Below are 21,171 nucleotides of genomic sequence, written 5' to 3'. Positions count from 1 at the left end.
GCTCTTCGTGACTATACCTGGCGGGTCAGGCAGCAGTTCGCGCAAGTATATCGCCATAGACCTGCGCTACGGCCTGAAAGGTGCCATTAACAGAATATTGCTTTGCTGTCTTCTCTGCCGCGTCGAGCATTCTGTCAACGTGCGGCGCCCCGTGAGATATGTCGAAAAGTAGCGTTGCAATACAATCGACAATTTCTTCGCATTGTTCCGGCGAAAACCAGTGGCCGTTGAAGGGGGTGGCGTAGTCCTTGCCGCCTGTTCCCTGCAGGCCCACGACCGCACAGCGCGATGCCATGGCTTCCAGCGGTGTCAGGGGAAAGGCTTCCTGGCGTGATAGGGCCAGAAATACAGGCGCTATCCCCATGGTTTCGGCAACCTCGTACTGCGGTCTGTCCTCCAGCGCGATCCAGGGCACATCTTTCGTATGGGGATATTTAAGATGGAGCATCGTCGCTATCAGATTTGCGAGGGCTGAATTCCCTTTTGCTGCAGGCCATTTGCCGGGGTTGGTTGCAATGCAGAGCTGCTTGGTGCGTGGGTAGAACAGATTGGTGTCGACCGAGTTCGGAATGACATGGATGTTGTCCAGGCCCAGAACCGAAGAGAGAGAACGTGCTGTTTCGGGGCCGGGGACGATGAAATGCTCGAACCCCATTTCCTTCAGCTCATTTCCGTTCAGCCTGAAGCTGTAGAGGTAGAACTGATTCTGGCAGAACATGATTTTGGTGCCGGGGAGTGGCGTACGCGCCAGATCGAGCATGAAGTCTTTCAGCGTCTCAGGAAAGACAATGAGACCTCCTTCTACGGGCTCAAACTGATCGCAGACCGTGACACGATTTGAAACGTCTAGCCAATCCGGTTTGCCGGCTGGCTGAAAGACTGAAACATCATGTCCCAGTTTCGCCAACATCCCCGCATGTTGATACGTGACCTTGATCCCGCCCGAGATGGCTTTGGGGTCGTAGGGGTTGAGAAACACAATTCTGCTCATGATGCGTTGGTCCACCAAGGGGAATGTCCTGATCTGCTATCATGGCTTCAATAGTCTCTCGGATCAACTATACACGCGCAAAGCTCGCTATATTTCGGCGTCCATCAGGGATCGAGAAAATTTATTCAATATAAAAATGTAAAACTTCAAATTTTCTTATCTAGTATTTTGTGGACGCTTTCTTTGGTGCGCTGGATATATCCTGCATCGTGAGATTTCTTCCCCTGCGGGTTATTGACGTTTACTTAATGAAAACGTCAATAACCCGCAGGGGAAGGCGTTTGCGTTGAAAACGTCAGCGAAACCAAATGATCGATCGTCTTCGGATGAGGGAAAGGTCAAGTTTTTGTCTGGAAAAATCTCGATATATTCAATGTGTTACATTGGGAGGGGGAGATAATCATGTCTGATCGTTGCTGTATGACGATCTATACCGAAAACGTGATCCACCTTCGTCAATGAGTGGTCATTGTATTGTGTGGCGTGATATGCGAGGAGTGTTAGCTAATAGATAACAGGAGTCGACGATGTGGCGGCTTCATATGAAGATTCGGCTGATTGCGCGATAAATCATGTAACGATTCTGCTGGGACTCTTGGTGGAAAAGTAATCGTGCCGGTCCGGTAATTTGGGGGTGATAAATGGCAATCAATTCATCGGGCTCGGCGAGCGGTGCAACGATCGTCAGCAGTGGCGGTAAATACTCGATTCTGAGTGGTGCAACGCTTGTTGTACAAGGCGCGGGAACGTCCATAACGGGCGCGCTCGTCTCTGGGTTTGGTAACGGCCCTAACAACTCGGGCTCCATTCCGGGACAGTCAGGCGGCACGAACTACCCTGCGCTGCTCATCGCTTCCGGTGGCGGTGTGGCTTCTGGCGCAACGGTGGGCTTCGGTGGCGTTGTGATGGGGGCCGATGGCGGTATCGTCTCGGGCGGTTCGGCATTTAACAGTGGTTCCTTTGTTGCGGCCAATAACGGGTTTGTTAATGGCGTGACAGTTGGATCCAATGGTGGTGTGCTCGCCTCAATGATGCCCGGTTACGGTGGTAATGCCGGAATCGTTAGTAACGTTCATGTAGAGGCTGGTGGTTATGGGCTCGCTGGTGGTGGTTTCACCATCAAGGGCCAGGTATTCGCAGGGTCGGGGGTTATTTCCGCCAGCCAATTCGATGTTGGCTCGACTGAAATGATTGTTTCGGCAGGTACAGATGTCGGCAGCCTTATTGGCGGTACGCAGATTGTAAGTTCGGCCGGCCTGTCCATGCGGTCGATCTTCAGCGCAGGAACGCAGATTATTATGTCGGGGGGCGTGGCGAGTGGGGCCACGGCTTCGGCGGGTGGCTTGATTTCAGTCAGTGGCGGTGTGGCCTCTGCTGTTGTGCTTGGGTCGGGTGGCAGCTTGCAGGCGACGGCGGGCGCCCGGGTCAACGGGCTGCAAATTCAGGCGGCAGCAGCAGCCTCTGCGGATTCAGCTGCGGTATTGAGTAGTGTTGTCATTTCAGGTGGTGGGACGCTGACGCTCAACTCAGGGGCGACGCTCATCAATGCCGTCGTCTCTGGGATTACATCCAGTGGTGGCGCTGGTGGTCTTCTCGTACTTCATTCCGGAGCTGTGCTCAGCGGCGTAACGTCCATGGGCTTCAAAAGCCGGCTTGATATCGATAGTATTCAGTATGTTTCCGGTGCGAAGACATCCTATAATGGCACAACACTGACGATCAGTGATGCGTCGGGAAATGTTATCTGGTCTGGGTCTATTGCTGGTATTCCCACTGGCGCGACGAGTAGTGACTTCCATGTCGAGCGTGATTCAACCGATGGAAGCATGATCATCGTTTACGACAAATGCTTCCTGCGCGGGACGATGATTCGCATGGAGCATGGTGAGTGTGCTGTTGAGGATATCCAGGTCGGTGACAATGTCGTTGCCTGCGTGGACGGTGCGGACGTGCTGCGTCAGGTTATCTGGGTCGGTCGTCGTACGGCAACAGTGCGGTCTGCGCACTATGATGATGAGGCTGGCTTCCCTGTACGTATCCTTCAGGGCGCACTTGGAGACAACGTTCCATACAAAGACCTTCTCGTAACTCCCGAACACGCGTTGTTTCTTGATGGAGCGTTTGTACCTGCGCGTATGCTGGTCAATGGGCGAAGCATTTTCTTTGACCGCACCATGACGCAATTCGACTACTATCATATCGAGACAGATGAACATTCTGTTCTCTGGTCGGATGGAGCGCTGAGCGAAAGCTATCTGGATACCGGAGATCGAACCGCGTTTTCCCAGGGCGGTCCGGTTGTTCGTCTGATGAACGCGCCTGCCAAGACATGGGCGGACCATGCGGCAGCCCCTCTGCGGGTGGAGCGCAGTTTTGTCGAGCCCCTGTTCGCAGCACTTTTGGAGAGAGCTACGACGCTCGGGCTTGGGGCCGAAATGTCTCCGCAGGTCGTGACAGAGGATGCCGATCTTCATCTGATTGATGATAGCGGCAGGGAAATCCGTCCGCTGCGGACCATCGGACAAGCGTTTATTTTCATGATCCCGACCGGGGTGAGGAGTCTTTTTCTTGCTTCCCGTTCTGCGCGCCCCACGGATATCATAGGGCCGTATCATGATGACCGTCGTCAACTCGGGGTGTTGGTAGGTGAGATTCAGGTCTGGGAAGCAGGTCAGACGCGCCAGATTGATGCGCATCTGACTTCCTCCACACTCGCCGGGTGGTCGAATTGCGAAGAGGGCCGTTGTCGCTGGACGACCGGTCATGCTGAACTCCCCCTGCACGACATGACGCCCGATGCTATTGCCATGCTATCAGTCGAAGTGCTGGCTGGTGGCCCTTACGAGGTGGAAATTCCCAGCGATGTGGGAGCTCTCGACGTCGGGTGAGTTTCTCTCAAGCGCGCGTGCAATTCTATGAGTCTTTGACCCCGGAAGAGCAGGCGCGCGGTTTTCCAGATAAGTGTCGACATGCGGGTATATAAATGAATCTTCTTCAAAACTATTTTTTCAAATAAATATTGCTTCCTAAATTCATAAATTTTGCAAAAAAAATCAGAGGCTATGCTCGATAGGGGGCGTGTAGGAACGAATGCCCTAGCACAAAAAAAAGATGCATTGACAATAGGTTAATGTATTTTGGAGTAGTTGTTTTCAATGTAAAAACAACTAACAGATACTATCTATAGAAATTATCTATACAAATAGCGATTGATGGTAGAACCTCTATGTGTCAGTAAAAATCGTATTAACCAATTGTAAGCGAGTATAGTCTGCATTTTGAGGTTTGAGTGCTGTGTTCAGGCGTAATGTGGCATGCCATTGCTTCATTGCCAGCTCCGCAGTGCCTCGGTGCGTGCTCGTATATCCTTGCGGGAGCTGGCATATGGGTATTACTTCTGACGGTATGAGCGGTGCAGCGTCTATCAAGAAGACGGGCCCCAATAGCTACAATATCCTGAGTGGCGCCACGCTGATTACCACAGGTCTGGATTCAACAACCATTGGCAGCTACATCGCGGGCCTTGGCGCAGGCGGGACGAATAATCCTGCCATGCTTATCGCCTCTGGTGCCGCCGTGGCGTCCGGAGCGACGGCGGTCTCCGGTGGTGTTGTGTTGGCAGGTGGTAACGGCTCGGCAGTTGGCGGCACAGCCTTCAATAGCGGCGGGTTTGCGGCCATCAATGATGGTGTTGTCAGTGGTGTGACGGTCGGCGCTCTCGGTGGGGTCCTGGCGAGCAAGATGCCCAGCTATGGCGGGGGCCCGGGTATTGTCATGGATGCCCATGTCCAGACCGGTGGTTATGGCGTCGCGGGTGGCGGGTTTACGCTCAAAGGGCAGACCTTTGCTGGTGCCGGCGTGATTTCCGGTAGCAAGTTCGATGTGGGGTCGACCGAAATTCTGGCGAGCGCCGGAACGGACCATGGCAGTCTTATCGGTGGTCTGCAGATTGTAAGCTCAGGCGGTACGGCGTTGAGCACCATCTTCAGTGCAGGGACGCAGCTGCTCGGCGCGGGGGCTCAGGCGATCAGCTGTGTGGTCTCCTCGGGCGGTCTTACGGAGATTGCGAGCGCAGCTGTCACCTCCCGTCTGACTGTTGGTGCTGGTGGCAGCGCCCATGCACAGGCAGGAGGCAAGATCAATCTGGCGAGTATCGCAGCCAATGGTCATATCTCCCTTGATGCGCAGGCTTACGCCAGTGGTGTGACGGTTGAGCGCGGCGGCACTCTGACCGTCAATTCCGGCGCAACCCTGACGGGTGTCATGATTTCAGGCATCAAGGAGGGAAGCGAGGGGGCTGGCGGTCTGCTCGTCGTGCAGTCGGGCGCAGTGCTGGATGGGGTGCGTATCGGTTGGAAGGGGCGTATCGACGTCGATACGCTTGGATGGACCGAAGGGCAGCGTATCGTTTACAGCAGCACCCAGATCAGCATCGTCGATGCTTATAACCGGGTTCTCTGGACGGCGCCGGTCAGAGGGACGGAAGCCATGTCGACCGCTGATTATCATCTTGAAAAAGATCCAGTCGATGGCAGCACGGTCATCGTTTATGACAAGTGCTTCCTGAAAGGCACCATGATCCGCACGGATCTGGGGGAGATCGCAGTTGAGGCACTCAAAGTGGGTGACCGGGTTGCGGCTTATGTCAATGGCGATGAGGTTTTCCGCGAGATCATCTGGCTCGGTCATCGCACCACCATCGTGCGTACCTGGCTTGATGATGATGAGGCCGGTTATCCTGTTCGCATTCTGCGCAACGCACTGGGCGAGAATATTCCGCACAAGGATCTCCTGGTTACCCCAGAGCACGCTATGTTCCTGAACGGTGCATTCGTGCCGGCCCGCATGCTCGTGAATGGACGGAGCATTTTCTATGACCGGACAATCACGCATTTCGATTACTACCATATCGAAACAAATGAGCATTCGGTTCTCTGGTCTGATGGCGCGTTGAGCGAAAGCTATCTCGATACGGGTGATCGCAAGCGTTTTGCCCAAGCCAATTCCGTTGTGCATATCCTGAATGCGGCTGATCGGACCTGGGAGAGCGATGGTGCAGCGCCTCTCTGCGTCGAGCGTCGTTTCGTCGAGCCGCTGCATGCGTCTCTTGCGCACCGCGCCGCTGCGCTTGGGCTTGGTGAAGTGAAACACGAACCTGCGATTACAGAAGATCCTGACCTGCATCTCGTTGACGACCGGGGTCGTATCATGCGCAAGATGCGTACGGTTAATCGCTCCAGCGTGTTCATGTTGCCGCCGGATGCAAAGCGTGTCCGTATTGTTTCACGTGTTTCGCGTCCTGCTGACGTTATCGGGCCGTTCCATGACGATCGCCGTCATCTCGGTGTTCTCGTGGGTGACATTCAGATCTGGGAGTCCGACAAGACCCGTCATATCGGGGCTCATCTGACCGATGACACACTCGAGGGTTGGGCCAATATCGAGGATGGGCGTCAGCGCTGGACAACGGGTGCTGCGGTTCTCGACCTGAGTGACCGCCAGTCGGACGCGGTTTGCATTCTCGCCATCGAAATTCTCGCTGGCGGGCCGTATCTGGCAGAGTCTTCGACGACGCTGCTGGGAGCCCAGGCGGGGTAGGGTTGGGGCTTCATTCTCGACCCGTATTTTGTGGGTAAACAGGGCGGCTGTCATGGCCGCCCCATTTTCGTTTGGGGATTGATCTGAATGTTTCACGTTATGGCGTTGCGTCACGCACGACAGAACCCGCAATCCCTTGCCTTTGACAGTCTCTCGCAGGATTGGACCTTTGTTCAACTCGACCGCGACGTCATGGCGGTGGTGGCTGCACTCAGCAAGCTGCGTGAGGCAAAGCCGAAACTTGTCGGTATCCACTGCGGTAATCTTTACTGGCATTGGGTCTTTATTCTGTCGCTTGCATCGCTGGGTCTGGCGAGCGCATCTCTTCCCGAAAGCTCGAATCCTTCGTTCCTGCGCGATGTTCAGCTACTCGGCCCAGATGTCGTTCTGTCCCTGGGTGGGCTGTCACTTCAGGATCTCCAGGTGCTGGAGGTCAACGGGGCCTGGTTGAGCCGTGTGCGTGAAACGGAGCCGCAGCCGATCGATGTCGTCATCGATTGCGACGCGATCTGCCGTTATGCCATCGCGGCAGGTACGGATGCCGAGCGTCGCCCTCTGGCAATGACCTATCGTCAGGCTGAGATGGCGATCATGCATATGATTTTTCAGGAGCAGATCATGGGCGGGGTTACCACCGAGACGCCCCATGTCCTCTCGACGATCGGCGTCATTTCGCTCACCGGGTTTATCGTCGGGTGCAGCGCCCTGTGCGGCGGCTCACCGCTGAATTTTGTCAGTCATACCGATATCGGCATTCTGATTGCCCGTAGGATTCCGACAGTGGCTGTCGTTACGCCCGGTCATCTGGCCCATATCATCGAGGTGCTTCCGCCGGGCATGCAGCCGCTCGATACGCTGAAGCTGATCGTGACAGGTGGCAAGCTGAGCCGTACGCTTCGAGACAAGACACTCGCGAAGCTGACCCGCCGTGTCACAGCCGCCTATGGTACGGACGAGGCGGGCGCCATTGCCCTTGGCGATGCCGCGACTTTCGAAGACGACCAGACTGTTGGAACGGCTCTGCCCTGGGTCACCCTGCAGATTGTAGACGCTCAGGGGAAGAAGCTGGCCGCAGGCGAAGAAGGCGTGGTGCGTATCAGAAGCACAGGTCTGCTCGACGGCTACGCCGATATCCAGGAAAAGCAGTCCCGTCATTTTGCGGAGGGATGGTTCTATCCGGGCGATCGCGGCCTGCTCGATGCCGGGCAGCGCCTGCATATCACGGGACGTGTTGATGATCTTGTCTCACTGGGTGGAGATAAATTCGATCTCGGCATCGTGGATGATATCGCGCGCAATATGCTCGGACAACGCGAGCTTGGCAGTTTCCTCTCGCTTGATGAAGCAGGCCGGGAGAGGCTGAATATCGCGCTCGCATCAGACAAGGGGTTCAATGCCGATCATCTGGCTCAGGCGCTTCGGGCTTTTTATCCAACCTTGCCCCCGGTCTGTGTGATGACGGTTGATCATATCCCCTGGTCGCTGGATGGTCGCGTTGACCGCGAAAGGCTCTCCAGAGCATTCCAACGCTCTGAAACCAGTGCTCACTGAAGTCGAAAAAGGGTAGGCAAGAAATTGTCACGCGTATTATGCGGATTATTTCTATAGTCTTCCCAGATGCTGATTATAATAAGGTTCGGTTGTCGTTATGTCGCGCAAGAAAACTGCTGATATCGCCATCATTGGGATCGGTTGCCGCCTGGCACCCAATATCAGAAATGTCGATGAACTCTGGTCGTTTCTCTGTGCGGAGGGTGAAGCGGTCACGGATATTCCCGAGGAGCGCTGGAGCGTCAAACGCTTCTACGCCGAGGAAATCGAAGCCCCTTCGAAAACCTATATGCGCAGGGGCAGTTTTCTTAAGAGGAACATCCACGAATTCGAGCCGCTCTTTTTCGGAATTTCTCCGAGAGAAGCGCAGATCATGGATCCGCAGCAGAAATTGCTGCTCGAAGTCACGTGGGAGGCGATGGAGAATGCCCGTGTTGTGCCTGCGAGGCTGGCAGGACACAAAACCGGTGTCTTTATCGGCATCTTCGCCGTCGATGCGCATGCCCATACGTCGAGCCCCTATAATCTTCCGACGGTGCGCGACCATTTTGCGGCGACGGCAACACCGTCAACCATGCTCTCTGCCCGACTGGCGCATGTCTATGACTTGCAGGGCCCTTGCATGTCGATCGACACGGCCTGTTCCTCATCGCTTGTGGCACTGCATCAGGCCTGCCGCAGCCTGAATGAGGGCGAGACGGATGTAGCCATCACGGGTGGCGTCAGTCTCATGATCTGCCCCCAGACCTCGATTTTCATGTCCAAGGGGCACTTCATCGCCCGTGACGGACGCTCGAAGAGTTTCGATGCTGCTGCAGACGGCTATGGCCGAGGCGAAGGCAGTGTGGTCTTCATCCTCAAGCGCCTTGAGGATGCAGAGCGCGATGGCGATACCATCCACGCCATTGTCAGTTCCACTGGCGTGAATTCGGATGGCCGTACGCAGTTTCTGACCTCACCCGATGCCGGGGCTCAGTCGCGTCTCATGACCGAGGTTCTGGAGGCGGCGCAGGTTGATCCCGGCGACGTCGCCTATGTCGAAACCCACGGCACCGGCACGCCCGCCGGCGATCCGATCGAAACCTATGCGCTGGCGCAATCCATAGCCCGTTTCAAGGATGAGAAGCTGGTTATCGGGGCGATCAAGGCCAATCTGGGTCATACCGAAGCAGCAGCAGGCGCGCTCGGCACGCTCAAGGCGGCCTTGTGCCTGCGCCATCAGGAAGCGCCCCCGCAGCCGCGGCTACAGAACATCAACCCGTCCATCCACCTCGATGAATGGAATCTCGATGTGGCACGTGGAGGCATGCGGTCGCTCGCGACCACGAAGCCCGCGCGCTATGCTGGCGTCAATTCTTTCGGCTATGGCGGAACGAATGCGATTGCCCTGCTGCGTCGTCCCGAGACGAAAAAGAAGGCCACGGGCCGTAAAGGCGCAGCGCAGCGGATCAACGGCAAAATCCCTTTTCTGCTGACGGCCTTTTCCAAAACGTCATTGCCTCTCATGGCGGCAGCCTATCGTGAGCGTCTGGACGCCAGCCCGGCACCTGCCCTGGGTGATCTGGCTTTCAGCCTGGCGACATCGCGTACGCTGTTTCGCAACCGTCTTCTCATCATGGCGCGCGATGAAAAGGATCTGGGTGCAAAGCTCGATTCCTATCTGCAGGATCAGCGTCAGGACGATGTGTTCCAAGCCAGTGTCGAAGCACAATCCGGGCGTGGTATTGTCTTTGTCTATTCTGGCGTGGGGCCGCAATGGTGGGGTATGGGGCGCTATCTGCTGCACCACGCGCCAGAGGCGGTTCTTGCCAAGGCACGACGCTGCGATACGATTTTCAAGGCGATTTCAGGCTTTTCGATTATCGATGAAATCCTGAAAGAAGCAGAATTCACACGTATCGATAATACGGCCATCCTGCAGCCTGCCATCTTCGTGATTCAGGTTCTGGTGACCGAATATCTTGCCCAGCAGGGTATTCTGCCAGATGCGGTTCTGGGTCACAGCATGGGCGAGGTAGCCGCTGCCTATGTGGCCGGTGCATTGAGCCTCGATGACGCCGTCACCGTCATCTATTATCGCAGCACGTTGCAGGGCACGCTTGATGGTACGGGACGCATGCTTGCTGTGGGTCTGTCTGCCGAAGCTGCGCAGGAAGTCATTGCCGAACAGGCGCCCGAACTCTGTGTGGCGGCAATCAATGCGCCCAACACCTGCACCCTTGCCGGACCGGAAGAAGCAATCAGGACGCTTTCTGCCCATCTGTCGCAGAAGGGGCTGTTCAATCGCATTCTGAATGTCGACGTGCCATTTCATAGTGCCGTCATGGATCGTATCGAAACCGATCTGAAAACGGCACTGAGCGATCTTTCGCCCAAAGCGGCGACCACGCCATTCTATTCCACCGTTCATGGCGCACTTACAGTAGGCGAGCATCGCGTCGATTCCGACTACTGGTTCAAAAATGCCAGACAGCCGGTTCTTTTCGCGTCTGCTGTCGAGGCCTGTCTCGCTGACGGCTTCACGCAATTTGTCGAAATAGGCCCGCATCCGGTCATCGGGCGGTCTCTCAAGTCGGTGGCAGACAAGCAGCAGGCCAAGCTGAGCGTCATCAGCACTCTCAATCGTCAGGAAGACGAGGCCAAATGCCTCGAAAATGCCGTCGCGAACATTATCCTTCAGACGGCGCGTCTCGACTGGCAGGCCATCACGGCGGGTGCGCTGATCGATCTGCCATCCTATCGCTGGTCGCGTGAGGAGTGCTGGATCGAAAACGAGCGCGAGAAGCGTTTTCGACAGGGCGGCAACGGTCATCCGCTGATCGGCTTTGGCGCCATGACACCGGGAAAATCCTGGGTGGTCGATCTGACAGAGCTTGGCGTACCCTGGCTCAAGGACCACTGCATCGACAATGTGATCCTGCTGCCTGCGGCCGGGTTCATCGAATCCGCCCTCGCGGTGGGTCATGAGGTCGAGGGTCAGACCGGCATTGTGCTCGCGAATTTCGAGATCCTCGCGCCTCTGGTCGTGCAGACTGGCGATAACCCGGTCATGCATCTTGTCTATGACGAGTTAAAAAATACCCTGCGCTTTTTCAGTGCCAAGGAAGAATACAGCGAGATGTGGCTCGACCATGGACAGGTCGATATCCTCTCTGCTGCGCCCTGGCCCATGCCGGTCATCGACAGGGAGGAAGCGCGTGAATGCCTTGCCCAGGGTCATGACGGGGCGGCCCTGTATGAGAAGATCCGCGCGCATGGTTTTCATTACGGGCCGAGCTTCCAGACGCTGCAGCGGTTTGCCGTGCAGGGACGTGTTGCCTATGCAAGGATAGGGTTGAACGAGGCAGAGCAGGGAGATGCTGAGGCCTATCATCTGCATCCGGCCTTGCTCGATGGCGCCATGCATGCCCTGATCGGTCTGGTGCCTGAAAGCTTCTCTGACCACATGTATGTGCCGGTCGGTTTCGAGCGTCTGAGTTGTTTCGCCAAGGGGCTGAGTGAGATCGTGGCCCGGGTCGAGATCACGACCATCAGTCAGAGCCTGATCGAGGCGACACTGCGGCTTTACACGACCGAAGGGATGCCCGCTGCCGAAATCAGGGGGCTGCGCCTGGCCGAGGTGCCCCGTGTACGCAAGGAAGCCGCCAAAGCGGTTGAGACCCAGCAGTATTTCACCAAGTGGACCGAGACAGAGGCCTCGATCCTCTTCGCGGAACCCAAGACCCTCCTCATTGCCGGGCATAAAACGGCCGCAGTCAAGAAACTTGCTGCGCTGCTCGAGGAGAATGGTGTCACTGTACTGTCGGTGCCACGGTCGGGTGCCATCACAGCAGAGACGATCGGACTTGAACCCGGTCTGACGCTCGATGCCGTTCTCTATAGTGCAGACACTGCGCGGGATAACGCGTTCGATGCGATCATCGATCAGATCAATGCGCTGGTGAAGTTCGGCAACCGTCTTTCGCTCGAAAATGGCGAAAAGCAGCCAAGACTGATTTTTGTGTCGGAAAACTCCCTGTTTTTCGATCCTGAGGACGTGCTTGCCAAAACGGCCCGTGTGAATGCCGATGGCGCGGCGCTTGTGGGTTTCTTCAAGGGGCTGGTCGATGAGCGTCCCGATTTCCGGGGCAAGGTGATCGATGTCGACACACTGTCCACGCCCGATGCATTGACCGCTCTGGCCGCTGAAATCCTGAATGAGGATTCAGAAGCCGAAGTGGCCCTGCGCGAAGGGCGGCGTTTCGTGCCGCGTTTCATGCCGGTTGAGGGGCAGCCTGACAGAAATCTGGCCCAGCTGCCCGGTACCCCCGGCATCAAGCTGCAAAAGAGCCGGACGGGCACACTGGATGGTCTTTATTACAAGGCTTTCGACGTGCGTCCTCCGGGGCGTGGCGAGATCACGATCCGCATCCTGGCGACCTCCCTCAATTTCAAGGACATGCTCAAGGGCATTTCGGTTCTGCCCGAGAAATTCCTGCTCGACACCTATCATACGGTCGAAATGGGCATGGAATGCTGCTTCGAGGTTGTGGCGGTCGGCAAGGGGGTCAAGCGCTTTGAAGTCGGCAAGCGCTATCTGACCTGCCATCCGGGTTGCTTTGCCTCGCACATGACGCTGCCGGTCAAGGGCTTTCGTGTCATGCCGCTCGACCTGTTCGAAACGGCTGGGCGCCCCCTTACCGTTGCCGAAGCGACGGGTCTGCCCATTGCGATCGCAACCGCACTTTACTGCCTGCACGATCTTGCCCATCTCAAGAAGGGTGAGATCCTGCTTGTGCATTCCGCAGCAGGCGGGGTCGGGCTTGCCGCAATCGAAATCGCTAAGATTATCGGTGCCCGCATCTTTGCCACGGCGAGCAATGACGAAAAGCGTCAGATCCTGCTCGATCGTGGCTGCGAGGCCGTATGGGATTCACGCAGTCTCGCTTTCTATGAGGGCATTCTGGATGTGACCGGCGGCAAGGGTGTCGATGTCGTGCTCAACAGCCTGCCTGGTGAGATGCAGGCTCATAGCCTTGCGCTGCTGTGCAATACCGGGCGTTTCGTTGAAATCGGCAAGAAGGATATCTGGGAAAAGCGCGATCTTTCCCAGTTCAGCTTCAACGGCAATGTCTCGTTCCACAGCTTCGATCTCGATCTGATGATGGCCAATGACCATCGCAAGGCCGTGTCGATTTTCGATCGTATCCCCTATCTCTCGCGCAAGTTCGACACGGTCATATTGCCTCACAAGGTCTATCCGGCATCCGAAGTGCGCGAGGCCTTCAAGTTCATGTCGTCGGCAAAGCATATCGGCAAGATCCTCGTTTCCTACGAGGATCTTGCTGATGTCCGTGCCCAGCGTCAGCCTGTCAGGCCGATCGATCCTGAAGGGGCTTATTTCGTGACGGGTGGACAGGGCGGGCTGGGTCTTGCAACTGCCGCCTGGCTTGCCGCCCATGGTGCGCGCCATCTCCATCTGATGGGGCGCAGCAAACGTGATGACGCTGAGACACTGGCAAAGATCAAGGCGCTGAAAAAGGCTGGTGCCCGTGTCACGCTGCATTATGGCGATGTCGCCATTCTGGAGGACCTGACGCGCATCAAGGCCGCCATTCTGGAGGCAGGTCATCCGCTGAAGGGCGTTTTCCATGCAGCCGGTGTGCTCGATGACAGGCTGGTGTCGAAATATAGCGAAGAGAGCCTACGTCGGGTGCTCGCCCCCAAAATTCTCGGCGGCCGTCATCTCGACGAACTGACGCGCGACTGCCCGCTCGATTATTTTGTGCTGTATTCATCCATTGTCACCGTGACGGGCAATATCGGTCAGAGCAGCTATCTTGCCGCCAATACCTGGCTCGATGCGCTGGCCAGCGCGCGACGCAAGGCGGGATATCCTGCGCTCTCGGTGCAATGGGGGCCAATTGCCGAAATCGGCATGCTGGCGCAGGAAGGCAGCGTCGTGCAGTTCTTTGAAACTGCGGGCTTCCGTCTCCTTCAGGGCGAAGAGGCCTTGTCGCTTCTGCCGGATCTGCTCAATCGCGACCGCGATACTGTGGCGGCGCTCGCAATCGATTGGGAGACCTGCTTTACCCAGCACGGGGGCATTGAGCGCAACCCGAAATTCGCGCTCATCCGCCGTGAAAAGAATGATCGCAATTCCTCAGCACAGAAACTCGCCCATCTTCAGGCACTTTCACCGGAAGAGCGGTATGATTTCGTTCTGGAGAATGTGAAGACCATTCTGGGCAGTGTGCTGAAAATGGCGCCTGACAGCATTGATCCAGGGGCTCGTCCCAATGAGCTGGGGGTGGATTCCCTTGCCGGCGTCGAGATTCAGACGGCCATCAAGACCGAGTTCAATGTCGAGATTTCCCTGCTGGTGCTTTCACGCAATGAACCCATCCGGGAAATCGCGAAAAACGTGTTGCGTCAGATCAGTCTGAACGCTCTGGCCTCTGCCTGAACTCATCGAGCCAGGTACGCAAAAAGCCGGGAGGATCTCCTCCCGGCTTTTGTTGTTTTCGACGATGGCTGCTGATGTCAGTCGTGCTCGATTTCCATCGTCTCGCCGGGCAATTCCTTGGGTTCGATCCACGCGATTGCGCCAACCACGACGCTCGATCCGATGACGAAAAGCTGGGCCGAGAGAGGCAGGCCAAGCGAACGCCCGCAGACAGGCACGAGCTTGCCCGCCAGACCTTGCCCGAGCGACCCGATGGCATAGCTCAGCCCCATGCCGAAGCTGCGCGTATCTGAAGGAAAACGCTTTGCCAGATAATGCGGCACAAGAGCGAAAACGCCTGAAGCCGCAAGCCCCATGATAACGGCGGATATCAGCAGCACCGGATAGGCACTGGCGCTCAGGAATGGATAGATCGTCAGCACGACCACGATCAATGTGCCGATAATGACGCGCAGATCGCCAAAACGGCTGGCAAGCGCCCCGCAGCCGAGCTTGCCGACAAGCGAACCGATGCAAAAGCAGCCGATGGGCCAGAAGACCATGGCCGGGCTCAGATGGTGAACACTCCGCAGGATGGTGGGGTAAAGGCTGTAGATCGCCGCTTTCTGGAACTCCAGAAACGACATGAGGGCGATGGCCTGTACTGCCGCCATGGTCAGGACGAATTTCACCTTTGGCGCAGGCGCAGCCTCGGTGGCGTTGAGACGCTGTTCCTGCTTCAGTTTCCAGACCGGGCTCTCCTGCACGCCGATACGGATAAAGAGGGCGAGCAGGGCAGGGGCGAGGCCGATGAAGAAAAGCAGACGCCACGAGTAATGTGGCAGGATGATCGCCTGTGCCGCGGTTGCTGCGAGAAAGCCCAGTTCATAGCCCGACATCATGATGGCCGATGCCATGGCGCGGCTTCGACCCGGCACGCTCTCCATCAGCAGGGCAGCTGAAGCCGTCCACTCGCCGCCAAAGCCGATACCGAACAGAAACTGGATGACGATCATGCTGATCAGGCCGTTGGAAAAGCCGGTCGCAGCCGAGAACACGCCAAACCAGAGCACCCCCAGAAGGAAGGCGAGCCGACGTCCGTAGCGATCAGCCAGCCAGCCCCATCCCGTATTGCCTATGGCCCGACCGAAACTCTGCGCCAGCAGGACCGACCCCAGAGCGCTGATCGTCACCCCGAAATCATGAGAGATGTCAGGCAGTGTCAGAAGCAGGGCCGTCTGGTCGAAAGCGTCGAGAAACCAGCCGAGAAAAGCCGCAATCGTGACGCGCCAATAGGGCTTGAGGGCGACGAGTGGCGGGTAGGCAAGAAGATGTGACAGGGGCGAAGGGCGGGCGGAGGCCGACATGGTCTCGTCCTTGAACAGAAAGGAAAACGAAGGGAGAGCGACGTAAGCGCGTCAGATAGCGGACCGTTTCACTCCCTATTCTGCATTGCCGTTTCTGAAAAATCGAGTCCTGATCTCACGAGCGCGTGTGCTGCGGGTGGTAATGGCAGTATGTTTGGTGATGGTTAACAGCTTGTTAGAGGTCTGCTGTTAGCGTCTTTCCCTGTGCCATAATGGGGAAGAGCAGATGCATGACACGGGGCAGTCCGGATTTGTCCCGGGTTCAGGCGAACGGGACTCCGATCGGGTGGGTCCTGTGTCTTTCTCGCATGAAAACCATACTCCGTTGCCCAGCGCCCCTCCTGCCCCTGCAAAGGGAGTGGCAGGAAAAGGCGCACGGGGCCCAAATGCCTCCGGCTCTCGTCGAATCCGCACCGGGGCAAAAACCAGGGCACGCCTGCAGGTGCCTGAAACGCGCTGGATAAGTCGTTTCGGCCTGCGCGACGACGCCGTTCATCAGATCGGATGGGAAGCAGAGCCTGATATTTCTGCCATTGTCAGGCATAGACGCCAGGGCGAGATGCGACCGCGCCCTCAGGGTTCAGGCGTTGCCGAAACGGATCTGACGCGACTGCATGAGATCTGTCGACAAACGGCCCCACTCGTGACCTCCGCAAAGACGGCACACTCAATCACCATGACACTCGCCGACCCGATGGCACCTGACAATGATTTCGTTTCGGCATTGCAGAAAATCTTCGCAGAGACGGCGTTTCCTCCCGGAGCGTTGCGACTCACGCTTCATGAGCAGCGTCTCGCTGCCGATAATCGTGATCAGGCTCTGGCTCTTGCCATTCTCATTGACTGGGGGGTCGAAATCTGGGTGACGCGCTTTGGGCAGGATCCTTCCAGTCTGAGTCTGCTTCGAGAGCGCGCCGCATCTGGTCTTGTCTCAGGCATCAGCATGGATGCCGCTCTTGTCATGACACCCACCGGGTTGTGGCGCCCCCTCGATCCCAATCCCCCTCCCGACAGGCTCGACCCGGTGGCGACGCGGTTTTTCGCTGCAAGCTGCGAGGCAATGCATGCTCTGGGTATCAAGACCCATCTGGGCCGGATCACCTCTTCGGCGCAGTTCGCCTTTGCGCTTTCCGCCGGGTTTGACGAGATGGGGGGACATTGCCGCGAGCTTGACCGTATTGCGTCTCGTGAGGCACTGCCCTGTCCCTGACGCAGGGCTCACGGGCCTGATTGCAGGGCATGTCTGGCGTGGGGTGTCGTCCTCTCTTCGGGGGAGCGCCCATAACGTGAGTTTAACTTGCCCTGCAACGACTTAACCTGTTCTGCGCTAGGTGCTGAAGAGAAGGAGAAGAGATGGCGCAGGCAGATGCGGTCTATGACCGGTATTTCCAGACAGCCCTTGATGGGCTCAAGGCAGATGGCAGCTATCGGCATTTCGCCGAGCTCGAGCGTCATGCAGGCCAGTTTCCTCATGCCTATCATCATGGGTTGAAACGCGACATCACGGTCTGGTGCTCCAACGATTATCTCGGCATGGGTCAGCATCCTGAGGTGCTCAAGGCCATGCATGAGAGCCTCGAGCGCAGCGGCGCCGGGGCTGGTGGCACACGCAACATCTCCGGCACCAATCATGAGCATGTGGCGCTCGAAGCCGAACTGGCCTCGCTGCATGGCAAGGAAGCGGCGCTGCTGTTCAATTCCGGCTATCTGTCGAACTGGGCGACGCTCGGGACGATTGCTGCCCGTCTTAAGGGCTGCGTCGTGCTCTCCGATGCTGCCAACCATGCGTCGATGATCGAAGGCATACGCCATTCCCGTGCGGAAAAAATGATCTTCCGCCATAACAACGTGGCCGATCTCGAGGAAAAGCTGAAGGCGATTCCTCTGGAGACACCCAAGATCGTGGCATTTGAGTCGGTCTATTCGATGGATGGCGATATCGCGCCTATCGAAGAGATCTGCGATCTGGCCGACCGGTACAACGCCCTGACCTATCTCGACGAGGTCCACGCTGTAGGCCTGTATGGCCATCAGGGTGGTGGCGTAGCCGAAGAGCGGGGCATAGCGCATCGGCTCTCGGTCATCGAGGGGACGCTCGGCAAGGGCTTCGGCGTTGTCGGTGGGTATATCACCGGCACAGCGGCACTTTGCGATTTCGTGCGCTCTTTTGCCTCAGGGTTTATCTTCTCCACGGCGTTGCCGCCGATGGTGGCCGCAGGCGCGCTCGCCAGCATCCGCCATCTGCGCCAGAGTCAGGCCGAGCGTTCGGCGCACCGTCAGGCCGTCGCCTGGCTACGCGAGAGCCTTGATCGCGCCAATATCCCCCATCTGGCCAATCCGTCTCATATCGTGCCGGTCATGGTAGGAGATGCCACGCGCTGCCGGGCGCTTTCCGACGCGTTGCTGCAGCGCTTTGGTCATTACATCCAGCCGATCAATTATCCGACCGTTCCCCGTGGAACAGAGCGCCTGCGCATCACGCCGGGCCCGCTGCACAGTCGCGAGGATATCGACTCTCTCGTATCGGCGCTTTCGGTTCTGTGGCGTGAACATCGTCTGACCGAAGCGGCCTGAGTGGCATCGGGGGTGTCCTGCACCCCCGCTCCCGCTCTCGCCTGAGATACTGACAGCGCTGGTGCTGCAACGATCGCGGCGGTGCCCGCGTTCCGCCTGGTGCCATGTCGATGCGTGCAGCTTGCGCTTCTGCGCATTGCCCGGCCTGCCTGTCCTGTTATAGGCAAAGGCCTTCATCCCGATCCGTCTCCCGCAAGGAAGTCTCCGATGCTGCCCATTTCACGAGCACCATCGTGCCGCGCCCTGTTCGCGGCGCTCATGATTCTGATGTCCGGTCTCTTCGCCGGTATGGTGCACCCTGTCCAGGCGCAGACGGCGCCCGCGACCACGGCGGCGCCCCATATTACTGCCGAACAGGCCAGACAACTCGCCTCGGTTCTCAATGACGAGACCAGACGCAAGGAATTTCTCACCACCTTGCAGAATCTGACCCAGGCGCAGCAGGGCGGAACCCAGGGAGCGAATGGCCCCTCGAAACTGAAGCCGGACGGGTTGGGCGCCGAGATACTTGGCAGCGCGACCGACTGGAGCCGCCTTGCCAGTGCGCAGGCACATTCGCTGTTGCGGACGGTTGTCGATGTCCGTGCGATTGGCCCCTGGTGGCGCCATATGCGCAACAGCGAAGCCGATCGCAAGGAGTCCCTGAAGCTTCTCCTGCGGGCGCTGGGGCTCGCTTTTGTCAGTACGGGCCTGTTCTATGCGCTACGTTTCCTGCTGCGTGGTCCTCGCGGGCGGATCGAGGCCATGGCCCGTATCAAGGGGCGCGCAGCCCTGATCAAGGGAGAGGATGATCGTCAGGCGGCCGAGGAAGCGGTTGAACGTGAGGCCGCCTCGACACCCTCCGAAGCCACCGGAGAGACAGAAGAAGGGCAGGACAAGGAGCGTCTGTCGCGCTTGCGTCACCAGGGGGCACTGGCCCGCCTCATGCTGGTGCTCAAACGTCTTCCCTATAGTCTGCTCTGCCTGATTCTCGACAGCCTGCGTGTGCTTGTTGTGCCGTTCATTGCGCTGCTGATCATCGTGGTCGACCCCGATGCCGATGAAGCAACCACGGCACTGCTGCGTGCGCTCAGCATAACGGCCCTGATCGCCGGTGGGCTGATCGTGGCCGTCAGGACTGTTCTGGCGCCCAGGCGCCCCTGGCTGCGCCTTGCCCTGCTTTCTGACTCCGCTGCTGTCTTTCTGTTCGACTGGACGCGGCTCCTCGTGATCACCACGGGCATCTCGGCGGCAGCGCTCGAGACGCTCGATGATTGCGGCCTACCGGATCGTGTCGTCGAGGCCCTGCTCAAGATCGTGACGCTGGTGCTGCATCTGATGGTTGCCGTCATGATCATGCGCAGCCGTCCACGCGTTATGCGTCTGTGTGACCGGGGCGACAGGCGCGGCGTCGGCGCCAGCGCACTCCATCTGTTCGGCCGCGTCTGGTGGGTTGTCGCGTTGTTCTTCGACATGGGGCTTTGGCTGGTCTGGGCAGCCGAGATCCATCATGGCTATGCTGCGATCTGGAAGCTCTTTCTGCGCAGTGCGGCAGCGCTGGTTCTCATGCGCTTTGTCAGCATCATCCTTTATGGCGTGCTCGAGCGCGTGTTCCGTACCGCACCGGGTTGGGTGGCGCTCAGCGAGGATACCCAGACCCGTTTCAGCCGTTATTATGCACCTGCCCAGCGTGTAACCTCTGTCGTAATCGTTGTGCTGACGGTTCTGGCTCTCGCCAGCGCCTGGGGGGCTCCGGTCAAGGCATTGTTCGGCGTCGGAGGGCTCGGCTACAGGCTGATCTCGTCTTCCATGACTGTTCTGATCGCGCTGTTTCTTGGCGTGCTGGTATGGGAAGCGACAAACCTCACGCTTGAGCGCTATGCCCGCAAGGTCGGGGCGCTTGAAGGAGGGGCTGCCCGTCTTGCCCGTGTGCGGACGCTGCAACCGATGATCCGTATCGTGCTTCTGGTCCTGCTGGTGGCTGTCATTGGCCTGACGATTCTGAGCGAAATCGGTGTGAACGTGGCACCGCTTCTGGCAGGGGCCTCGATTTTCGGTGTGGCGCTCGGTTTCGGATCGCAGAAACTGGTGCAGGATTTCATCAACGGCATTTTCCTTCTGATGGAAAACGCCCTGACGGTTGGCGATGCCGTTACCCTCAATGGCACTTATGGCGTGGTCGAGCATCTGTCGCTGCGTACTGTGCATGTGCGCGCCAATGATGGCTCGATGAATATCTTTCCCTTCAGTTCACTCGGCCAGATCATCAACTACAATCGCGATTTTGCCAGAGCGATCATCATTGCCGAGACGGGCTATGAGACCGATACGGATGACGTGGTGGCAGCCATCAATGAGATCACAGCAGAGATGCGTGCAGATGAGCGTTTTGGTGCGCTCATCATCGATGATTTCCAGATGTGGGGGGTGGACGCGCTCAACCAGACCTCTGTGACCGTGCGCGGTACCCTGCCGACTACGACGGCGGGGCGGTGGCCTGTTCAGCGCGAGTTCTATCGCCGCATGAAAAAGACCTTCGAGGCGCATGGCATTCATCTGCCTTATCCGACCCGCTTTGTTGAGGTGAAGGGGCTCGGTCCCGTGCCGCAGAAAGAAGAGACGGCCGAGCTATCACCGGGCCAGAACACGCAGGAGGCAGGCGCCTGATAGCGCCGCCTCTGGTCAGA

The 21,171-nt window shown here is 57.7% G+C and carries 9 protein-coding genes; 7 read left to right on the top strand and 2 right to left on the bottom strand.

What is annotated here, in order from left to right; translation table 11 throughout:
- Nucleotides 1–25: 25 nt before the first annotated feature.
- A complete protein-coding gene (locus AA105894_RS06250) occupies nt 26–991 on the bottom strand; it encodes a glycosyltransferase family 4 protein (protein WP_267310936.1) in 966 nt (321 codons plus the stop codon).
- A 641-nt stretch (nt 992–1,632) separates the two neighbouring features.
- On the opposite strand from AA105894_RS06250, the gene AA105894_RS06245 reads away from it, so the two are divergent.
- The 4 genes from AA105894_RS06245 (at nt 1,633) to AA105894_RS06230 (ending at nt 14,585) form a co-directional block, all read left to right on the top strand.
- Nucleotides 1,633–3,879, top strand: a complete 2,247-nt coding sequence (locus AA105894_RS06245) for a Hint domain-containing protein (protein ID WP_267310935.1) — start codon at nt 1,633–1,635, stop codon at nt 3,877–3,879.
- 496 nt (nt 3,880–4,375) lie between these two features.
- Nucleotides 4,376–6,589, top strand: a complete 2,214-nt coding sequence (locus AA105894_RS06240; RefSeq protein ID WP_267310934.1) for a Hint domain-containing protein — start codon at nt 4,376–4,378, stop codon at nt 6,587–6,589.
- An 87-nt stretch (nt 6,590–6,676) separates the two neighbouring features.
- Nucleotides 6,677–8,140, top strand: coding sequence for an AMP-binding protein (locus tag AA105894_RS06235; RefSeq protein WP_267310933.1), 1,464 nt, complete (start codon nt 6,677–6,679; stop codon nt 8,138–8,140).
- 97 nt (nt 8,141–8,237) lie between these two features.
- A complete protein-coding gene (locus tag AA105894_RS06230) occupies nt 8,238–14,585 on the top strand; it encodes a type I polyketide synthase (RefSeq protein ID WP_267310932.1) in 6,348 nt (2,115 codons plus the stop codon).
- Nucleotides 14,586–14,662: 77 nt separating this feature from the next.
- Here the strand turns inward: AA105894_RS06230 and AA105894_RS06225 are convergent, their stop codons facing one another.
- The gene (locus AA105894_RS06225) at nt 14,663–15,931 is read right to left on the bottom strand and encodes an MFS transporter (protein WP_267310931.1); all 1,269 of its coding nucleotides are present in this window, start codon (nt 15,929–15,931) and stop codon (nt 14,663–14,665) included.
- 442 nt (nt 15,932–16,373) lie between these two features.
- Here AA105894_RS06225 and AA105894_RS06220 point away from each other — a divergent pair, with 442 nt between their 5' ends.
- The 3 genes from AA105894_RS06220 to AA105894_RS06210 all read left to right on the top strand — a co-directional run bounded on the left by AA105894_RS06220 (nt 16,374) and on the right by AA105894_RS06210 (nt 21,151).
- Entirely contained in the window at nt 16,374–17,141 is a 768-nt protein-coding gene (locus tag AA105894_RS06220) for an EAL domain-containing protein (protein ID WP_267310930.1), read from the top strand.
- A 143-nt stretch (nt 17,142–17,284) separates the two neighbouring features.
- Nucleotides 17,285–18,505: a 5-aminolevulinate synthase gene (gene hemA, locus AA105894_RS06215; protein WP_267310929.1), complete on the top strand. Its 1,221-nt coding sequence runs from the start codon at nt 17,285–17,287 to the stop codon at nt 18,503–18,505.
- A gap of 207 nt (nt 18,506–18,712) precedes the next feature.
- The gene (locus tag AA105894_RS06210) at nt 18,713–21,151 is read left to right on the top strand and encodes a mechanosensitive ion channel family protein (protein WP_267310928.1); all 2,439 of its coding nucleotides are present in this window, start codon (nt 18,713–18,715) and stop codon (nt 21,149–21,151) included.
- Nucleotides 21,152–21,171: the final 20 nt, after the last annotated feature.

The organism is Asaia spathodeae NBRC 105894 (genome assembly GCF_025994195.1).
Classification (GTDB): Bacteria; Pseudomonadota; Alphaproteobacteria; order Acetobacterales; family Acetobacteraceae; genus Asaia; species Asaia siamensis.
This window is presented reverse-complemented; position numbering and strand designations above follow the sequence as displayed.

Bases quoted from the DNA above. Each gene is read 5' to 3' on its own strand.
- AA105894_RS06245 (WP_267310935.1), top strand. From the start codon at position 1,633: ATGGCAATCAATTCATCGGGCTCGGCGAGCGGTGCAACGATCGTCAGC.
- AA105894_RS06250 (WP_267310936.1), bottom strand. From the start codon at position 991: ATGAGCAGAATTGTGTTTCTCAACCCCTACGACCCCAAAGCCATCTCG.
- AA105894_RS06210 (WP_267310928.1), top strand. From the start codon at position 18,713: ATGCTGCCCATTTCACGAGCACCATCGTGCCGCGCCCTGTTCGCGGCG.
- AA105894_RS06240 (WP_267310934.1), top strand. From the start codon at position 4,376: ATGGGTATTACTTCTGACGGTATGAGCGGTGCAGCGTCTATCAAGAAG.
- AA105894_RS06225 (WP_267310931.1), bottom strand. From the start codon at position 15,931: ATGTCGGCCTCCGCCCGCCCTTCGCCCCTGTCACATCTTCTTGCCTAC.
- AA105894_RS06230 (WP_267310932.1), top strand. From the start codon at position 8,238: ATGTCGCGCAAGAAAACTGCTGATATCGCCATCATTGGGATCGGTTGC.
- hemA (WP_267310929.1), top strand. From the start codon at position 17,285: ATGGCGCAGGCAGATGCGGTCTATGACCGGTATTTCCAGACAGCCCTT.
- AA105894_RS06235 (WP_267310933.1), top strand. From the start codon at position 6,677: ATGTTTCACGTTATGGCGTTGCGTCACGCACGACAGAACCCGCAATCC.